General features: G+C 44.2%; 12 protein-coding genes. 9 read left to right on the top strand and 3 right to left on the bottom strand.

The features are described from left to right. A partial coding sequence (locus R8N28_RS21575; protein ID WP_318080838.1) for a 50S ribosome-binding protein YggL occupies positions 1 to 258 on the top strand: 258 nt, incomplete at its 5' end. A 1331-nt stretch (positions 259 to 1589) separates the two neighbouring features. Beyond that, on the top strand, positions 1590 to 2489 hold the full coding sequence (locus tag R8N28_RS21570; RefSeq protein WP_065275099.1) for a LysR family transcriptional regulator: 900 nt from the start codon (positions 1590 to 1592) through the stop codon (positions 2487 to 2489). On the opposite strand, the gene R8N28_RS21565 is transcribed toward R8N28_RS21570, so the two are convergent. Together R8N28_RS21565 and R8N28_RS21560 are read right to left on the bottom strand one after the other, a co-directional pair. Further along, positions 2457 to 2801, bottom strand: a complete 345-nt coding sequence (locus tag R8N28_RS21565) for a DUF5329 family protein (RefSeq protein WP_017635527.1) — start codon at positions 2799 to 2801, stop codon at positions 2457 to 2459. The two genes, R8N28_RS21570 and R8N28_RS21565, sit on opposite strands and share 33 nt — an antisense overlap. Positions 2802 to 2896: 95 nt before the next feature. Beyond that, entirely contained in the window at positions 2897 to 3910 is a 1014-nt protein-coding gene (locus R8N28_RS21560; protein ID WP_065275098.1) for an MBL fold metallo-hydrolase, read from the bottom strand. A 155-nt stretch (positions 3911 to 4065) separates the two neighbouring features. On the opposite strand from R8N28_RS21560, the gene R8N28_RS21555 reads away from it, so the two are divergent. From R8N28_RS21555 to R8N28_RS21545, 3 genes are all read left to right on the top strand, one after another. Next, positions 4066 to 4680: a TetR/AcrR family transcriptional regulator gene (locus tag R8N28_RS21555; RefSeq protein ID WP_021035906.1), complete on the top strand. Its 615-nt coding sequence runs from the start codon at positions 4066 to 4068 to the stop codon at positions 4678 to 4680. Positions 4681 to 5009: 329 nt separating this feature from the next. Beyond that, on the top strand, positions 5010 to 5915 hold the full coding sequence (gene rimK / locus R8N28_RS21550; protein ID WP_005374224.1) for a 30S ribosomal protein S6--L-glutamate ligase: 906 nt from the start codon (positions 5010 to 5012) through the stop codon (positions 5913 to 5915). 65 nt (positions 5916 to 5980) lie between these two features. Further along, positions 5981 to 6409: an ATP-dependent zinc protease gene (locus tag R8N28_RS21545; RefSeq protein ID WP_065275097.1), complete on the top strand. Its 429-nt coding sequence runs from the start codon at positions 5981 to 5983 to the stop codon at positions 6407 to 6409. Positions 6410 to 6475: 66 nt separating this feature from the next. On the opposite strand, the gene R8N28_RS21540 is transcribed toward R8N28_RS21545, so the two are convergent. Then, the gene (locus tag R8N28_RS21540; RefSeq protein WP_054574596.1) at positions 6476 to 7201 is read right to left on the bottom strand and encodes an MBL fold metallo-hydrolase; all 726 of its coding nucleotides are present in this window, start codon (positions 7199 to 7201) and stop codon (positions 6476 to 6478) included. A gap of 323 nt (positions 7202 to 7524) precedes the next feature. Here R8N28_RS21540 and speA point away from each other — a divergent pair, with 323 nt between their 5' ends. The 4 genes from speA (at position 7525) to R8N28_RS21520 (ending at position 14449) form a co-directional block, all read left to right on the top strand. Continuing rightward, the gene (speA, locus tag R8N28_RS21535) at positions 7525 to 9435 is read left to right on the top strand and encodes an arginine decarboxylase (protein ID WP_047102851.1); all 1911 of its coding nucleotides are present in this window, start codon (positions 7525 to 7527) and stop codon (positions 9433 to 9435) included. Position 9436: 1 nt separating this feature from the next. Next, complete coding sequence (gene speB / locus R8N28_RS21530; protein ID WP_005374233.1) at positions 9437 to 10357, top strand: agmatinase; 921 nt, start codon at positions 9437 to 9439, stop codon at positions 10355 to 10357. A 409-nt stretch (positions 10358 to 10766) separates the two neighbouring features. Continuing rightward, a complete protein-coding gene (gene emrD / locus R8N28_RS21525; protein ID WP_005374234.1) occupies positions 10767 to 11972 on the top strand; it encodes a multidrug efflux MFS transporter EmrD in 1206 nt (401 codons plus the stop codon). A gap of 311 nt (positions 11973 to 12283) precedes the next feature. After that, on the top strand, positions 12284 to 14449 hold the full coding sequence (locus R8N28_RS21520; protein WP_082240176.1) for a S9 family peptidase: 2166 nt from the start codon (positions 12284 to 12286) through the stop codon (positions 14447 to 14449). Positions 14450 to 14492 lie beyond the last annotated feature (43 nt).

Raw genomic sequence — 14492 nt, 5'->3', positions numbered from 1 at the left:
GAGATCAGCTGTGAAACAGACATTAACGACTTCGACCGTTACGATGCATTCGTTGATGACTTTATCGACTACATTGACGAGCTTGGTCTTTGCTTCGGTGGCGGTGGTCTAGAACTGTTTGAAGGCTTCCTATGTTCTACTGACCGTTACGGCAGTGCGACTGAAGAACAGAAAGCGCAAGTTATCAAATGGTTAGAAGCACGCCCAGAAGTGAAAAGCGCGCAAGCGGGCGAACTAGTTGACGCCAACTACCTGTAACTAAAGGGCAACCTGTAATACGCAGAGCTCAGTAAATGGTAGAGAAAGCTGGTCTTAAGACTGGCTTTTTTATTTTTGGAAGAATGCGATATTAAAAATAGGGTGCTTGGGAAGTTGCGCGGAGTGATTGTGGCGTTTTTGAGCTGGCAATCAACGGGAAACTGCGTTCCACAGCCAGCTCGTGCCTTTAGGTATAATTAACTATGATTTTTTAGCTGGGGCGTCTTTCGTGTCTTTCCAGTATTGAATACGCACACGATGTAGCTGAGCTCTTCTAGTCTTTTTCATAGTAAAGTCCCTCATCTTATATAAGTAACGCTCCTCATGGAGCTTATTGTCTAAGGTCGTATCCCCTTCAATCTATAAGGGAATCAATCATTTAACCGTGACCAATTTCACAACATAATAATAATTACCGATTTCTTGCAGCCTATTTTTACTGGCAAACGGCATATTATCTATCTGACACGGTTAACTTACTCACCAGATATGACAGAAAAATGGCAATCAAGTTCCCTACTTATACTGTCATTGAATCTTAATAAGGATTAACAAGGTGGGCATTTCAGATTTACCACACTGTTTATAAAAACCGCAAGATTTTTTATTTCTTTTCAAACAAATCTCTACTCAAGATCAATTCACTTTCATCTTTATCGTCTCCCTTTTAACGCATTGTGATCCAGTTCAATCCACAGAACTCGGAACAAAAAGCGCACATTAATACATTCACCACCAAACTTGTGCGAGATCTCTTACAAGAGTTGTAAGCAAATAGATTAATCGCCTCTAAGAGCAATGCCAGAAAAAACATTAAACATATGATTTAAAAACAATATTTAAATTCACTTAAAATAATAAGTAAAAATAATTTAGAAAAGTTAATTGAGTCAAATCAGCAAAACATCAATACTCAATTTGTCGACAGGATGTTGGCGGGAACAGGAAAAAAGCCTAAAGGATTGGGTATCTTCAGGATGAAGATTTGATAGCTTAGGATGAGTTGTCAGCAAGGATGTAGTTAAGCTCTAGGATAGAGTTCGCCCGTCAGGATGATAGGCAAGAATGGACACCGCTAGGAAGGCGATGAACAAGGAACTCGGTTAAAGGACTTAGCCACAATCAAGGATAGATGCAGGGAGCACCTTTTAGTAGCTGGATTGCTGCGAAAAAGAATAAGCCCCGTCTGGGAAACCAGGCGGGGTTTTATTTTGTCTGTAATGTATTGATAGCGATTCATCTTTATCGTTTAAGTCTTCTCTGTTTTCATAAAACACCGTGCTATCATTTTCTTTACGTCTCCCAACAAAGCTCTCAGAAAATCACACACTATGCTTAATCCTGTTTGGTTACATACATTTAAGACATTGATTGAAGTCGGTCATTTTACGCAAACGGCAGAAAAACTTTTTATGACTCAGCCTGGCGTCAGCCAACACATCAAAAAATTAGAGCAAAGTTGTCAGCATGCCTTGATCAAGCGCGAAAACAAAAGCTTCGAATTAACCGAGCAAGGCAGGATTGTCTACGCATATGCGCTCGAGTTAGAAGATAGAGAAAAGAAGCTGCTCGAAGAGCTCAGTTTTGATGATGCGTTTTCAGGCCATTGTAAACTGGCTTGTTCTGGTGCAATGGCGTTAATGTTGTATGGGCCCATTTTGGAGAAGCAAAAACAGCACCCGAGCTTATCGTTACATTTAGAAGCCGCGCCAAATCAATCTATTCTCAACGCCATAACGCAAGGGCACATTGATATTGGTATCGTGACTGATGTTCCCAATAAAGGTCTGTTTCACAGTGAGCGAATTGGTAAAGAGAGGTTGTGCTTGGTTCTGCCAAAGCAATATCAAAATAAGCAGATAACGCCAAAACTCTTGCATGACTGTGGTGTCATTAGCCACCCTGATGCCGAGCATTACATGACACTTTTTTTTGACCAATGTGAAGAGCCACAGCTCCAAGAAATTAAGATGAGCGATTTACCATTATCCGGCTACGTAAATCAATTGAGCCAAATTTTGCTACCTGTCAGCAAAGGACTTGGCTTCACCGTGCTGCCTCAAAGTGCGGTCGACAATTTTCCACTAAAAGACACGTTATACATTGCTCAACTGAAAAACACTGTATGTGAAGAGCTATTTCTGGTTCGTAAGCGCAGTCGTGCTCTACCTCTGCGCTATCAGACCATCAAAGAAGTGTTATTGGATGTGATCGGTGGTGCGCATCAATGATGTTAGCCACTCTTCGCTGGTAATGCGTTCCTCTTGGCAATCCACCCAATATGGTTTGCCAGACAACCAACTTTTCGACGCAACTTCTTTTATAAACACATCCACGGAATCAACGTCATCTTTGGCGTAATCCCATTTATTGCGCATGTGTTCTGCCGCTTCTTGATTAGTGTACGCCTTGCCGTTGCGGATAAAGGTGCAAGAGGATTGCTCAACTCGTTTTATCAACGTCGAGATATCTTGCTCTACCCCTGCTAGTGCAAAGGTAGGCAGAATGCTTAATGTAAGTAACAACGTCCACTTTGCTTTCATCGCACCTTTATCCTTATCCCTGACCACGTAACTACTAATAGTAACTACTGATAAGTGACTTAACTATTCTGGTGTTTGGCTGTTTAGCTCAGCAATTATTGCCACCATGCCTTAGCAGGCTGAGGCTCCGCAATCGCCAAGCGTTGACCAATCTCAAGGCTCACCAACGTTACACCGCGCTCTTCACTGATGTCTAACGCGCGTTGCATTGGCTCATTCCAATCGTGCATTGATAAATCAAACGTGCTGTTATGGATCGGCATCATCACTTTGCCCTGCACATCGATGTGTGCTTGAACGCTTTGCTCTGGGAACATGTGAATGTCTGACCAGAGTTCATTGTACGCACCTGTTTCAATCATGGTGAAGTCAAACGGACCGTACTTTTCGCCAATCTCTTTAAAGCCATTGAAGTAACCAGAGTCACCACTGAAGAACACTTTGTGTTGTTGTGCATTGATAACCCAACTGCCCCACAGCGTCGTATCGCGGTCTGTCAAACCTCGACCAGAGAAATGCTGAGTCGGAGTTAGTGTATATTCAATGCCGTCAACAGAGTGTGACTCCCACCAGTCTAGTTCGATCACTTTCTCTTTGGGTACACCCCAATTCACCAGTAATTGGCCAACTTTTAACGGCACCAAGAAAGTGCCCACCTTGTCGCCTAGCACTTTAATAGAAGCTTTATCTAGGTGATCGTAATGGTCATGACTGATCACCACCACATCGATAGTTGGCAAATCTTCTATCGTGATGGGGGTTTGGTGAAAGCGTTTTGGCCCTGCCCATTGTACAGGAGACGCGCGATCACTGAATACAGGGTCGGTCATCACCAGTTTTCCATCGAGCTTCATTAATACGCTTGAGTGACCCAGACGATAGATGACGTCATCTTGCTCTTCTAACAGTTGCCGCGCTGTGATCGCATGCACTGGAATTTCAATCGTTGGTGTTGGGTTAAGGCGCTCAGTCGTAAAATACGCTTTCATGATTTCGAACATGTCGCCCAAACCGCTTTTGTATTCCAACTCTGTATTTGCAAATTTGTCCGGGTATGTTGGCGCTTTTTCAGTATCAACATTAGAACAAGAAATCATTGATGTACCCATCGCGAACGCTCCTACTGTGGCTAGCAAAGTTTTTTTCATAAAAAGTTAACCCGAACAAAAGTAAACTACACGGTGCAGTTTACATTCTAATTATCAAAAGTAAACTACTTAGTGTAAAATAGATCAAGAAATGATCTTCTTAACTTAGCAAGCTTATGAATGTAAAAAGAAAAAGTCGTAGCGAAACCAAAAGAGAAGCCATCTTGTGCGCGGCAAGGCAAGCGTTCCAAGAGTTTGGAGTGCAAAACACCAGCATGGATAAGCTCTCTTCAATCGCACAAGTCTCTAAGCGCACGGTCTATAATCACTTCCCTTCTAAGGAAGCGATCGTGACGGAGTTGCTGACTGAGCTTTGGCGTTCGTCAATGATGGAAAGCGATATTAAACGCTTGGCCACTCTGCCACTCAAAGATCAATTGATTGAATTACTCTACAGCGAGATCATTGTGGTGACGGAACCAAACTATATTGAGCTGGCAAAAGTGGCATTTGGGCACTTCTTATTTAAGCCAGAAGATCTCAAAGAACAAGCAGAACAAATGTCGAAACAGGAAACCGCCCTGTACCGCTGGCTTACGGAGAAATCGAACAGTGGCGCTTTGCAAATTGATGATGTACATATAGCAAGCACTCAATTGCACAACTTACTTAAAGGCAGTGCATTCTGGCCGCAGTTAATGGGAATTCGCCCCTCTTTGTCGAATGAAGAATCTAGGCTGTTAGCTACCCAAACGGCGGAACTTTTTTTAAGTCACTATCAAAACAGCTAAAAACAGCGGTCAAATTGGCCGCTTTTTTAAGCGATAATTCGTGACAAAGCGATGAAATTTTTGCTCAATTTTATTTATCTCACCCTTGACAGTCTCATACCGCAAGGCGTGAGCGTTCGATAAAATATTTTTGTCGTGTCGACGATGCTTTTTCGTTTTCATCTCACAAAAAAACGCCCTAAGGTGCGCACCTCTGACGACGTGGTTGTTCAACCACAATTCTAAATCGTTGAAGTAAGTAGGTTATGTCATAACATGATCACCTGCCTACTGCATTCTATGCTCTATACTTATATTTTAATTTGGTACTGACTTACTAAGGAATTGCCATGCGTATTGCTATTCTCTCTCGTAATGAGAATTTATATTCAACCATGCGCCTAAAACAGGCGGGTGAAGAACGTGGGCATCAAATCGATGTGATCGACACGCTTCACTGTTATATGGACATTACGAGCAACAACCCTAAGATCCGCTACAAGGGTGAAGAATTACCGCAATACGATGCTGTTATTCCACGTATTGGGGCATCTATTACGTTTTACGGCACTGCTGTTGTACGTCAGTTTGAAATGATGGGTACATTTTGTGTCAACGAATCTGTCGCGATCAGCCGCTCTCGTGACAAGTTGCGCTCATTGCAACTGCTATCACGTAAAGGCATCGGTTTGCCACGCACTGGCTTTGCTCACCATCCTGACAACATTCAGGACGTGATCAAAAACGTTGGTGGCGCACCTCTAGTAATTAAATTGCTAGAAGGCACTCAAGGCATTGGTGTTGTACTTGCTGAAACAAATAAAGCGGCAGAAAGCGTGATTGAAGCTTTCATGGGTTTGAAAGCTAACATCATGGTGCAAGAATTTATCGAAGAAGCAAAAGGCGCGGACATCCGTTGTTTTGTTGTCGGAAATAAGGTGATTGCCGCAATGAAGCGCCAAGCAAAAGAAGGCGAGTTCCGTTCTAACCTTCACCGTGGTGGCTCTGCACAACTCGTGCGTTTGAGCAAAGAAGAGCGTGCGACCGCTGTAAATGCAGCGAAAGTGATGGGCTTGAACCTTTGTGGTGTGGATATCCTTCAATCTAAAAATGGCCCAGTGGTAATGGAAGTGAACTCTTCCCCTGGTCTAGAAGGCATCGAACTAGCAACGGGTAAAAACATTGCAGGTATGATCTTCGATTTTATCGAGAAAAACGCTAAGCCAAATTCAAACCGTACTCGCGGTAAAGGTTGATTTTTGTTTAACGCACAAGAGAGCCAAAAACCGGCTCTCTTGTTACTCGTCGCTAGGATGACACTATGAATCAGAAAATGATCATTGGGAATGCCGAAGCTATTTGCTTGCCAGAGTTAGGGATTACTCACCTTGAAGCGCGTATTGATACAGGCGCTCAAACCTCTTCATTACATGTAGACAATATTGATTGCTTTGAAAAAGATGGTCAGTCTTATGTTGCATTCGATTTGCACCCAGATGTATACCATTTAGAACAAGTGGTTCGCTGCACAGCGAAACTAAAAGCAAACCGTAAGGTTAAATCTTCTAACGGTACTTTTGAGCACCGCTGCGTGATCACAACGATGCTGCGTATGGGCGACCAACAATGGTCAATCGACATTACGTTGACTAACCGTGAAAAAATGACTTACATGATGTTGTTAGGTCGTCAGGGTATGGCAGACAAAGTGCTGGTTGATCCTAGCCAATCTCACTTATTGGCATCTTAACCCCGTAGCTTCAGATGAGTGATCGAACGTTTTTGTTGAGCATCACTCGTCTGGCTTTATCTTAGCCTACTTCCTACGAAATAACGCAAACAACAATCCCTTCGCTTTAACTTTTGTCACTCGCCAGTGCGTCATTGGCTTAGTCGGCGCTGTATTCAAAATGTGCTGATACGCTTTTTCATCCAAAGTCACCTCTCCCCCATGTGCCAAAAGCAAACATTGCGGATTCATCTCAAACACACGCTTTAATGATTGCCGATATTGATTCGGATGAAATATGGGAAACGGCGCAATCAGATGCTGTTTCACCTGCACCATTAAATCCGCCACATACAGTACATCTTGTTCAGAATGATAAACCGACAGATCTCGGTCGGTATGCCCTAGTGTTTCTAGCACCTGCCAATCATCAAATCCAGGAATAAACTCTCCATCAATAAGTTCAATATCTGGCTTTAGCTTGCGGGAATACCACAGGTTTTGCTTTGGTTTACGCATCCGATTCGCCATCCAGCGTGCTAACATCAAATCGGTCAAATGCATTAGCCAACCGTCTACACCGCTATACCACTGGTTCTCTCGCTTTGCGGCCAATAGCTTGCATCCTGTTAAGTCACGTAGTTTGTGCGCACCACCAGCATGGTCTGGATGCATGTGGGTCACAACAACCAACTTTAGATCAGAAAAAGGACGATGGAGTTGATGTTCAATAAAGTCTTTAAGATGAGGAATGTCTGCTCGACTGGCACCATCAAGCAACAATAATCTATCGGGATATTCGGCGAGATACATGGTCTGAATGTACCCCTGAATTCTGTGCAGCTGCAAAATATGTCCTTATTTTAGTGAGATGCTTCATGACCGAATCCTTACTGGTCAGACCAACTATAACAGCAGAATGGACGCTTCGGTAAACAAATATTCACACGTAGCGACGACAACAAATCATAATCGAGATGATAGATTTTAATCATTAGACTCAAGGGCCCTTTTATCCGTTAATGCGCGCACACGGAGTTCGTGTCAGGGTATGAGGTAAATACCTCATGATTTGCTTTTTTGTACTTTTCCTTCTAATTAATTAAGGAGTTAAGTACATTTTTGTGAGAATCGAGTTGGAAAAAGCAACTAAATTAGACCGCATCCGCGCGGACTACAACGTTCACTACTGGAGCCAAGGTTTCTACGGCATTGATGACCAAGGCGAAGTATATGTATCACCACGTAGTGATCGTGCACATCAAATCCCTTTCAGCGCTATTGTAAATGAGCTAGAAGCGAAGCAGTTAAATCTGCCTGTATTAGTACGCTTCCCGCAAATCGTGCACCAACGTGTGCATGGTATTTGCCACGCATTCAACCAAGCAATTGAAGAATACCAATATCCAAACAAATACTTGTTGGTGTACCCAATTAAAGTAAACCAACAACGTGAAGTGGTGGATGAAATTCTAGCGAGCCAAGCTCAACTAGAAACCAAGCAGCTTGGTCTTGAAGCGGGTAGCAAGCCAGAATTGTTGGCGGTACTTGCATTGGCTCAACAAGGTAGCTCCGTAATCGTGTGTAATGGCTACAAAGACCGTGAGTATGTGCGTCTTGCACTGATCGGTGAAAAGCTGGGTCACAAAGTATTCATCGTACTAGAGAAGCTTTCTGAGCTGGATCTGGTACTAGAAGAAGCGAAAAGTTTGGGCGTAAAACCGCGCCTTGGTTTACGCATTCGCCTCGCCTCTCAAGGCGCAGGGAAATGGCAAGCAAGTGGCGGTGAAAAATCGAAGTTTGGTTTATCAGCATCGCAAGTGCTTAGCGTTATTGAACGTCTTAAACGCGAAGGCAACCTAGACGCGATGCAACTGGTTCACTTCCACCTTGGTTCACAGATGGCAAACATCCGTGATGTACGCAATGGTGTGAACGAGTCTGCACGTTTCTACTGCGAACTACGCGCACTCGGTGCAAACATCGAGTACTTCGATGTGGGCGGCGGCTTGGCAGTGGATTATGACGGCACACGCAGCCAATCATCGAATTCGATGAACTACGGACTTGCAGAATACGCACGTAATATCGTCAACACAGTGGGCGATGTGTGTCTGCAATACGAACAACCAATGCCAGTGATCATTTCGGAATCGGGTCGCTCGCTAACAGCGCACCACGCTGTATTGATTTCTAACGTAATTGGTACCGAATCGTACCTACCGGAAGAAGTACATGAGCTTGATGATGACGCTCCGCTTTTGCTACAAAACATGTGGCGAAACTGGGAAAACTTACAAGATGGTACAGACGCTCGTGCGTTAATTGAGATTTACAATGATACCCAAAGTGATTTGGCAGAAGTGCACTCTCAATTTGCTACAGGCGTGCTTAACTTGGAGCAACGTGCGTGGGCAGAACAATTGTCACTGCGCATTTACTTCGAATTAAGCCGCAAGATGAGCACTAAGAATCGCTTCCACCGTCCGATTCTGGACGAGTTGAGCGAACGTCTTGCGGATAAGTTCTTCGTGAACTTCTCTCTCTTCCAATCTCTACCAGATGCTTGGGGTATTGATCAGGTGTTCCCTGTTCTGCCACTTTCTGGTCTGGGCGAGGCGGAAGAGCGTCGTGCAGTGATGTTGGACATCACATGTGACTCTGATGGCGCGATCGATCACTACGTTGATGGTCAAGGCATCGAGAGCACGCTACCTGTACCAGCTTGGAGCAAAGACAAACCGTACCTAATGGGCTTTTTTCTAGTAGGCGCATACCAAGAAATCCTTGGTGACATGCACAACCTATTTGGTGATACCCACAGTGCTGTAGTCAATGTTGATGAACACGGTCAATTTGAGATCAGTTACATCAACGAAGGTGATAGTGTAGAAGACATGATGCGCTACGTTCATATCGACGTGGATGCGATTCGTGACAATTATAAACAATTGGTTTCACAGCGAGTTGAAGCCAATGAACAAACACAAATCCTAGCAGAACTAGAACAAGGTCTAGCAGGATACACCTATTTAGAGGACTTCTGATATGAATGATTTGTTTACTAAAACTGATTATTCGCTTTACTCCAACTCTATGTCGTTTTTACGTCTGCCGTACATTCGTAACCCGGTATCGGCAGACGCAGACGTTGTGGTGTTGGGAGTCCCTCTGGACATGGCAACATCTGGTCGTCCAGGTGCGCGTATGGGTCCAGATGCAATTCGCCGTGCCTCAGTCAACTTGGCATGGGAAGGTAAGAAGTTCCCGTGGAGCTTCAACGTATTGGATAAACTGAAAGTGATCGACGCAGGTGATCTCGTGTTCGATTGCGGTGATGCGGAAGATTTTACTTACCGCCTTGAAGCGGCAACCAGTGAAATTCTAAAAAGTGGTAAAACCATGTTGGGATTGGGCGGTGACCACTTCATCACGCTACCTATCCTACGTGCCTATGCGAAGCATCATGGCCAAATGGCGTTGATTCACTTTGATGCTCATACGGACACCTATGCAAATGGCAGTTCATACGACCACGGTACGATGTTCTACCATGCGCCGAAAGAAGGTTTGATCTCAGCAAAGAACTCAATACAAATCGGCATTCGTACGGAGTACAAACAGCAAGATCACGGCTTCAATGTGATTAATGCGATGCAAGCGAATGACATGTCGGTGAACGAGATCCTAGAAGAAATTCGTCGCACCGTCGCAGACAAGCCAGTATATGTCACTTTTGACATCGACTGCTTAGACCCGGCCTTCGCACCGGGAACTGGTACACCAGTTTGTGGTGGCTTGAACTCAGACAAAGCGCTGAAAATTATTCGTGGTTTAGCCGGCATGAATATCGTGGGTATGGATGTTGTCGAAGTATCGCCTCCATACGACCACAGTGATGTTACCGCACTAGCGGGAGCAACCATCGCACTAGAAATGCTTTACGCATACGCATCTGAGCGCGAATAGACATAATCATTTCTAAGGGAGCTTCGGCTCCCTTTTCTTTCTGATGCCTTCCTCTACCTTTTATTCACTCGTTTCATCTTGAACTCAGATCAACCGAGCAGACGCTTTATTTTTGCACTTTAACCATTAAAACCAGTTACCTATAAGGCTCATACTATTCACGAAAAGCAAAAGATTTAACGTAAATAGACAAAGAAATGCACCTCTTTTTGAAAACAAAATCGGATTAGTTTTTCTAATTGAAATCATAGATTTTTATCTTGCTCGACTTCACAGTTTTCGATTGCTAATTATACAAGCAAGCACTATTATCTCGCGCAAATACCCCCGCAACACAAGAAGTCAGTTGGCACTCTGTAAAAGAGCGCTAAGGGTTTTTACGTCTTAAATTTTTTGGAGAGATACGCAAATGTCTGCTTCGTTTCCATTAGCGAAACTTACCTTTTTAATCGCTATATTGACTGCCGTGGGTCAAATGACCCAGACAATGTACGTGCCTTCAATCGGTCATATGGCGGGCGAGTTTTTGGTATCTGCGTCATCACTTCAAGCTGTGATGGCTTGTTATCTAATCCCATATGGCTTGTCGCAATTTGCGTATGGCACACTATCGGACCGCTTGGGACGCAAACCGATCATCATCGTCGGGCTGCTTATCTACATCGCGGGTACACTGGTAGCATTATTTGCACATCAATTTGAATGGTTCTTGATTGGTAGCTTTATCCAAGGCTTAGGTATTGGCTGCGGCGGTGCGATGTCACGCACTCTGACTCGCGATTGCTTTGAAGGCTCTGATCTACACAGAGCAAACAGCTTAATTAGCATGTGTGTGATTTTCTCACCATTAATGGCACCAGTATTAGGCGGTTACCTAACAGAAGCTTTCGGATGGCGGTCGAGCTACTTGTTCTTAGCGCTATTTGCTATCGCGGTTGTGATCACCATGATGACAAGCATGATGGAGACGCTACCAAAAGAGAAACGCAAATTCGAACCAGTAGCCAAAAGCTACAAACACGTTTTGTCTGACCGTCGCTTTCAAGGCTTTTTGATTTGCCTGGTTGCAACATTCGCTGGTGTGGGTGTATTCGAAGCAGCGGCTGGGGTGTTATTGGGTGGGGTATTAGAATTACCTGCAACAACGGTAAGTTTGCTGTTTATATTGCCGATCCCAGGTTACTTGGTGGGCGCAGGCTTATCTAGCTACATCGCAAGACGTCGCTCTGAGCGTCGTGCTTTAAACGTAGGCTTGGTCTCTATTTTTGTGGGCTCTGCTATTGTGCTCATCCCAGGCTTGTTTGGTTTGACCACGGCGTTAACGCTGGTTGGAGGCGCAACCGTGTACTTTTTGGGTGCGGGTATTCTCTTCCCAGCAGCAACAACTGGAGCGATTGCGCCATTCCCATACCATGCAGGAACAGCAGGCGCGACATTGGGTGGCATGCAAAACTTGGGGGCAGGTGTCGCAACTTTGCTCGCGTCACTATTTCCAGCGCATAACCAGATGCCTTTGGGCATTTTGATGATGGCAATGTCGGTAATTGCAATGCTTGGGTTAATGTGGGTGAATCGAGCACACAATCACTCAAACGAAGTACCGCAAGTTATCTGATCATTATCAGCTTACTTTCAAAATCCAAAAGGGACACACTCAACAAGTGTGTCCCTTTTTTCATATCACACTATATCGATTTCCCGATGAGAATGATTTAACTTTCGAATTGATATTTGTTAAAAATAACAGCTGCTTACACAATGTGTTTTCAGCTCTCTTCAAATTGAGTATCCAACTCGGAAATATTGAGGATTCTCACTTTTTCGGTATACCCCATAACAAAGAATGGACAACTGAAAACCACTAACAAAATGAAAGCCCAGCCCTCAGGATGAGGCCACTTGGGTGTACAATAAGGATAAAATCAGATGCGTTTCACTTTAACTACGTTGGCCGTCTCGGTCGCGCTTGTCGCCGGATGCAGCAATCAAGGAATTCCTAGCATGACTCAATACTCCCAAACACAGATCGTTGCTCAACAAACTCAAGCTCCGGTTGCGAAAAAAGTCCCTCACGCGATGACTATTCATGGCGATACCCGCGTTGATAACTACTACTGGATGCGTGACGACGAACGTAAAGACCCTGAAATTTTACAGCACCTAGAGAAAGAAAATCAGTACGCAGAAACCGTTCTAAAGCACACTGAAACATTTCAAGATACGCTATTTGAAGAAATTAAAGGGCGTATCGCAAAAGACGACAACTCAGTACCGGTTCGTAAAGGCAACTACTTCTACTCCAGTGAAGTGACCGGAGATAACGAGTACGAAGTCCATTTGCGAGCTAAAGACTTTGCAGGCAAAGACAAACAAATCATTTTAGATGTCAATGAACTAGCAAAAGAACATGAATTTTTCAGTATCGGCGGCCTATACGTTAGTCCGAATGAAAACTTATTGGCGTATGGCGAAGACACATTAAGCCGCCGCGTGTACACCCTTAAGATCAAAGACCTGACAACAGGCAATTACCTACAAGATGAAATCGAAGGGGCCTCAAGCGCTGTCGCATGGCAGAACGATAACAACGCCTTTTACTACATCAAAAAAGATCCTCAGACCTTATTGGGCTACCAAGTTTATCGTCATGTATTGGGCACACCACAAAGCAACGATGAGCTGATTTTTGAGGAAACCGACAGCGCCTATTACACCTCACTAAGCAAAAGCAAAGATGGCGAAGATATTTATATCTGGCATTCGAGTACAGAAACCAGTGGGGTCTCTATCATTGATGCGAACAACCCTAAAGCAAAGGCGAAACCGTTCTATCCTCGCGAAGATGGCATTGAATACAGTATTTCTAAGCTAGGCGATTGGTACTACATTTATACTAACTATCAAGCCGTCAACTTCCGTTTGATGAAAGTTCATCAAAATGACATACATGACCGCTCTAAATGGCAAGATGTGATTGCCGCAGACGACAACACTCAACTTGTCGACTTCGAGTTATTCGATGATCACATCGTCTATGAGCAGCGCTCTAACGGCCTAGCAAGCGTCACTGTACGTCAGCTTTCAACAGGAAAAGAATTCCCCCTCACATTTAATGACGATGCGTTTGCTGCCTATTTGACAGGTAACCTAGAGCTGGATAACGAGAAAGTTCGTATTTATTACAGCAGTTTAACCACTCCAGGAACCTACTACGATTTCGATCTAACAACGGGCGGGTCAGAAATCATGAAGCAAACACCTGTACTTGGTGATTTTAATCCTGACAATTACCAATCAGAACGCATCATGGTCACAGCCCGTGACGGTAAAGAAGTACCCGTTTCTTTGGTGTATCGTAAAGACTTATTTAAGAAAGATGGTACGAATCCACTCTACCAATATGGTTATGGGTCTTATGGCGCAACCATTGAGCCAACTTTCCGCTCGACACGTTTGAGTCTATTGGATCGCGGCTTTGTTTACGCCATTGCTCATATTCGTGGATCTGAAATGCTTGGCCGCCCTTGGTATGAAGACGGTAAAAAACTAACCAAGCAAAACACATTCAACGACTTTATTGATGTGACTAAAGGTTTGGTTGAACAAGGCTACGGCGCGAAAGATAAAGTCTTCGCTGTTGGTGGCTCTGCAGGAGGTCTCTTAATGGGGGCTATCATCAACCAAGCACCAGAACTGTACCGCGGTATCGGTGCACATGTTCCGTTTGTGGACGTGGTAACCACCATGCTCGATGAATCGATTCCATTGACCACCAATGAGTATGATGAATGGGGTAACCCAAATAACAAAACATACTATGACTATATGTTGAGTTACTCGCCTTACGACAACATCAAGGCGCAAAACTACCCGAACATGTTGGTAACGACTGGCTTGCACGACTCTCAAGTACAGTACTTTGAACCAATGAAGTGGGTCGCCAAACTTCGTGAAATGAAGACAGACGATAACGTCTTGTTGTTCAAAACCGATATGGAAGCCGGACACGGCGGCGCATCTGGTCGATTTAAGCGCTTAAAAGAAGATGCGCTAGAGTATGCCTTCTTCCTCGATTTACTCGATAAAAAATAAGCGTATTAATAGAACTGCATCTCTTCTAACAACAAAAATGCCC

This window comes from Vibrio sp. Vb1554 (assembly GCF_033344235.1).
The sequence above is the reverse complement of the archived record's forward strand: the minus strand, read 5'-3'. Positions and strand labels throughout refer to the sequence as shown.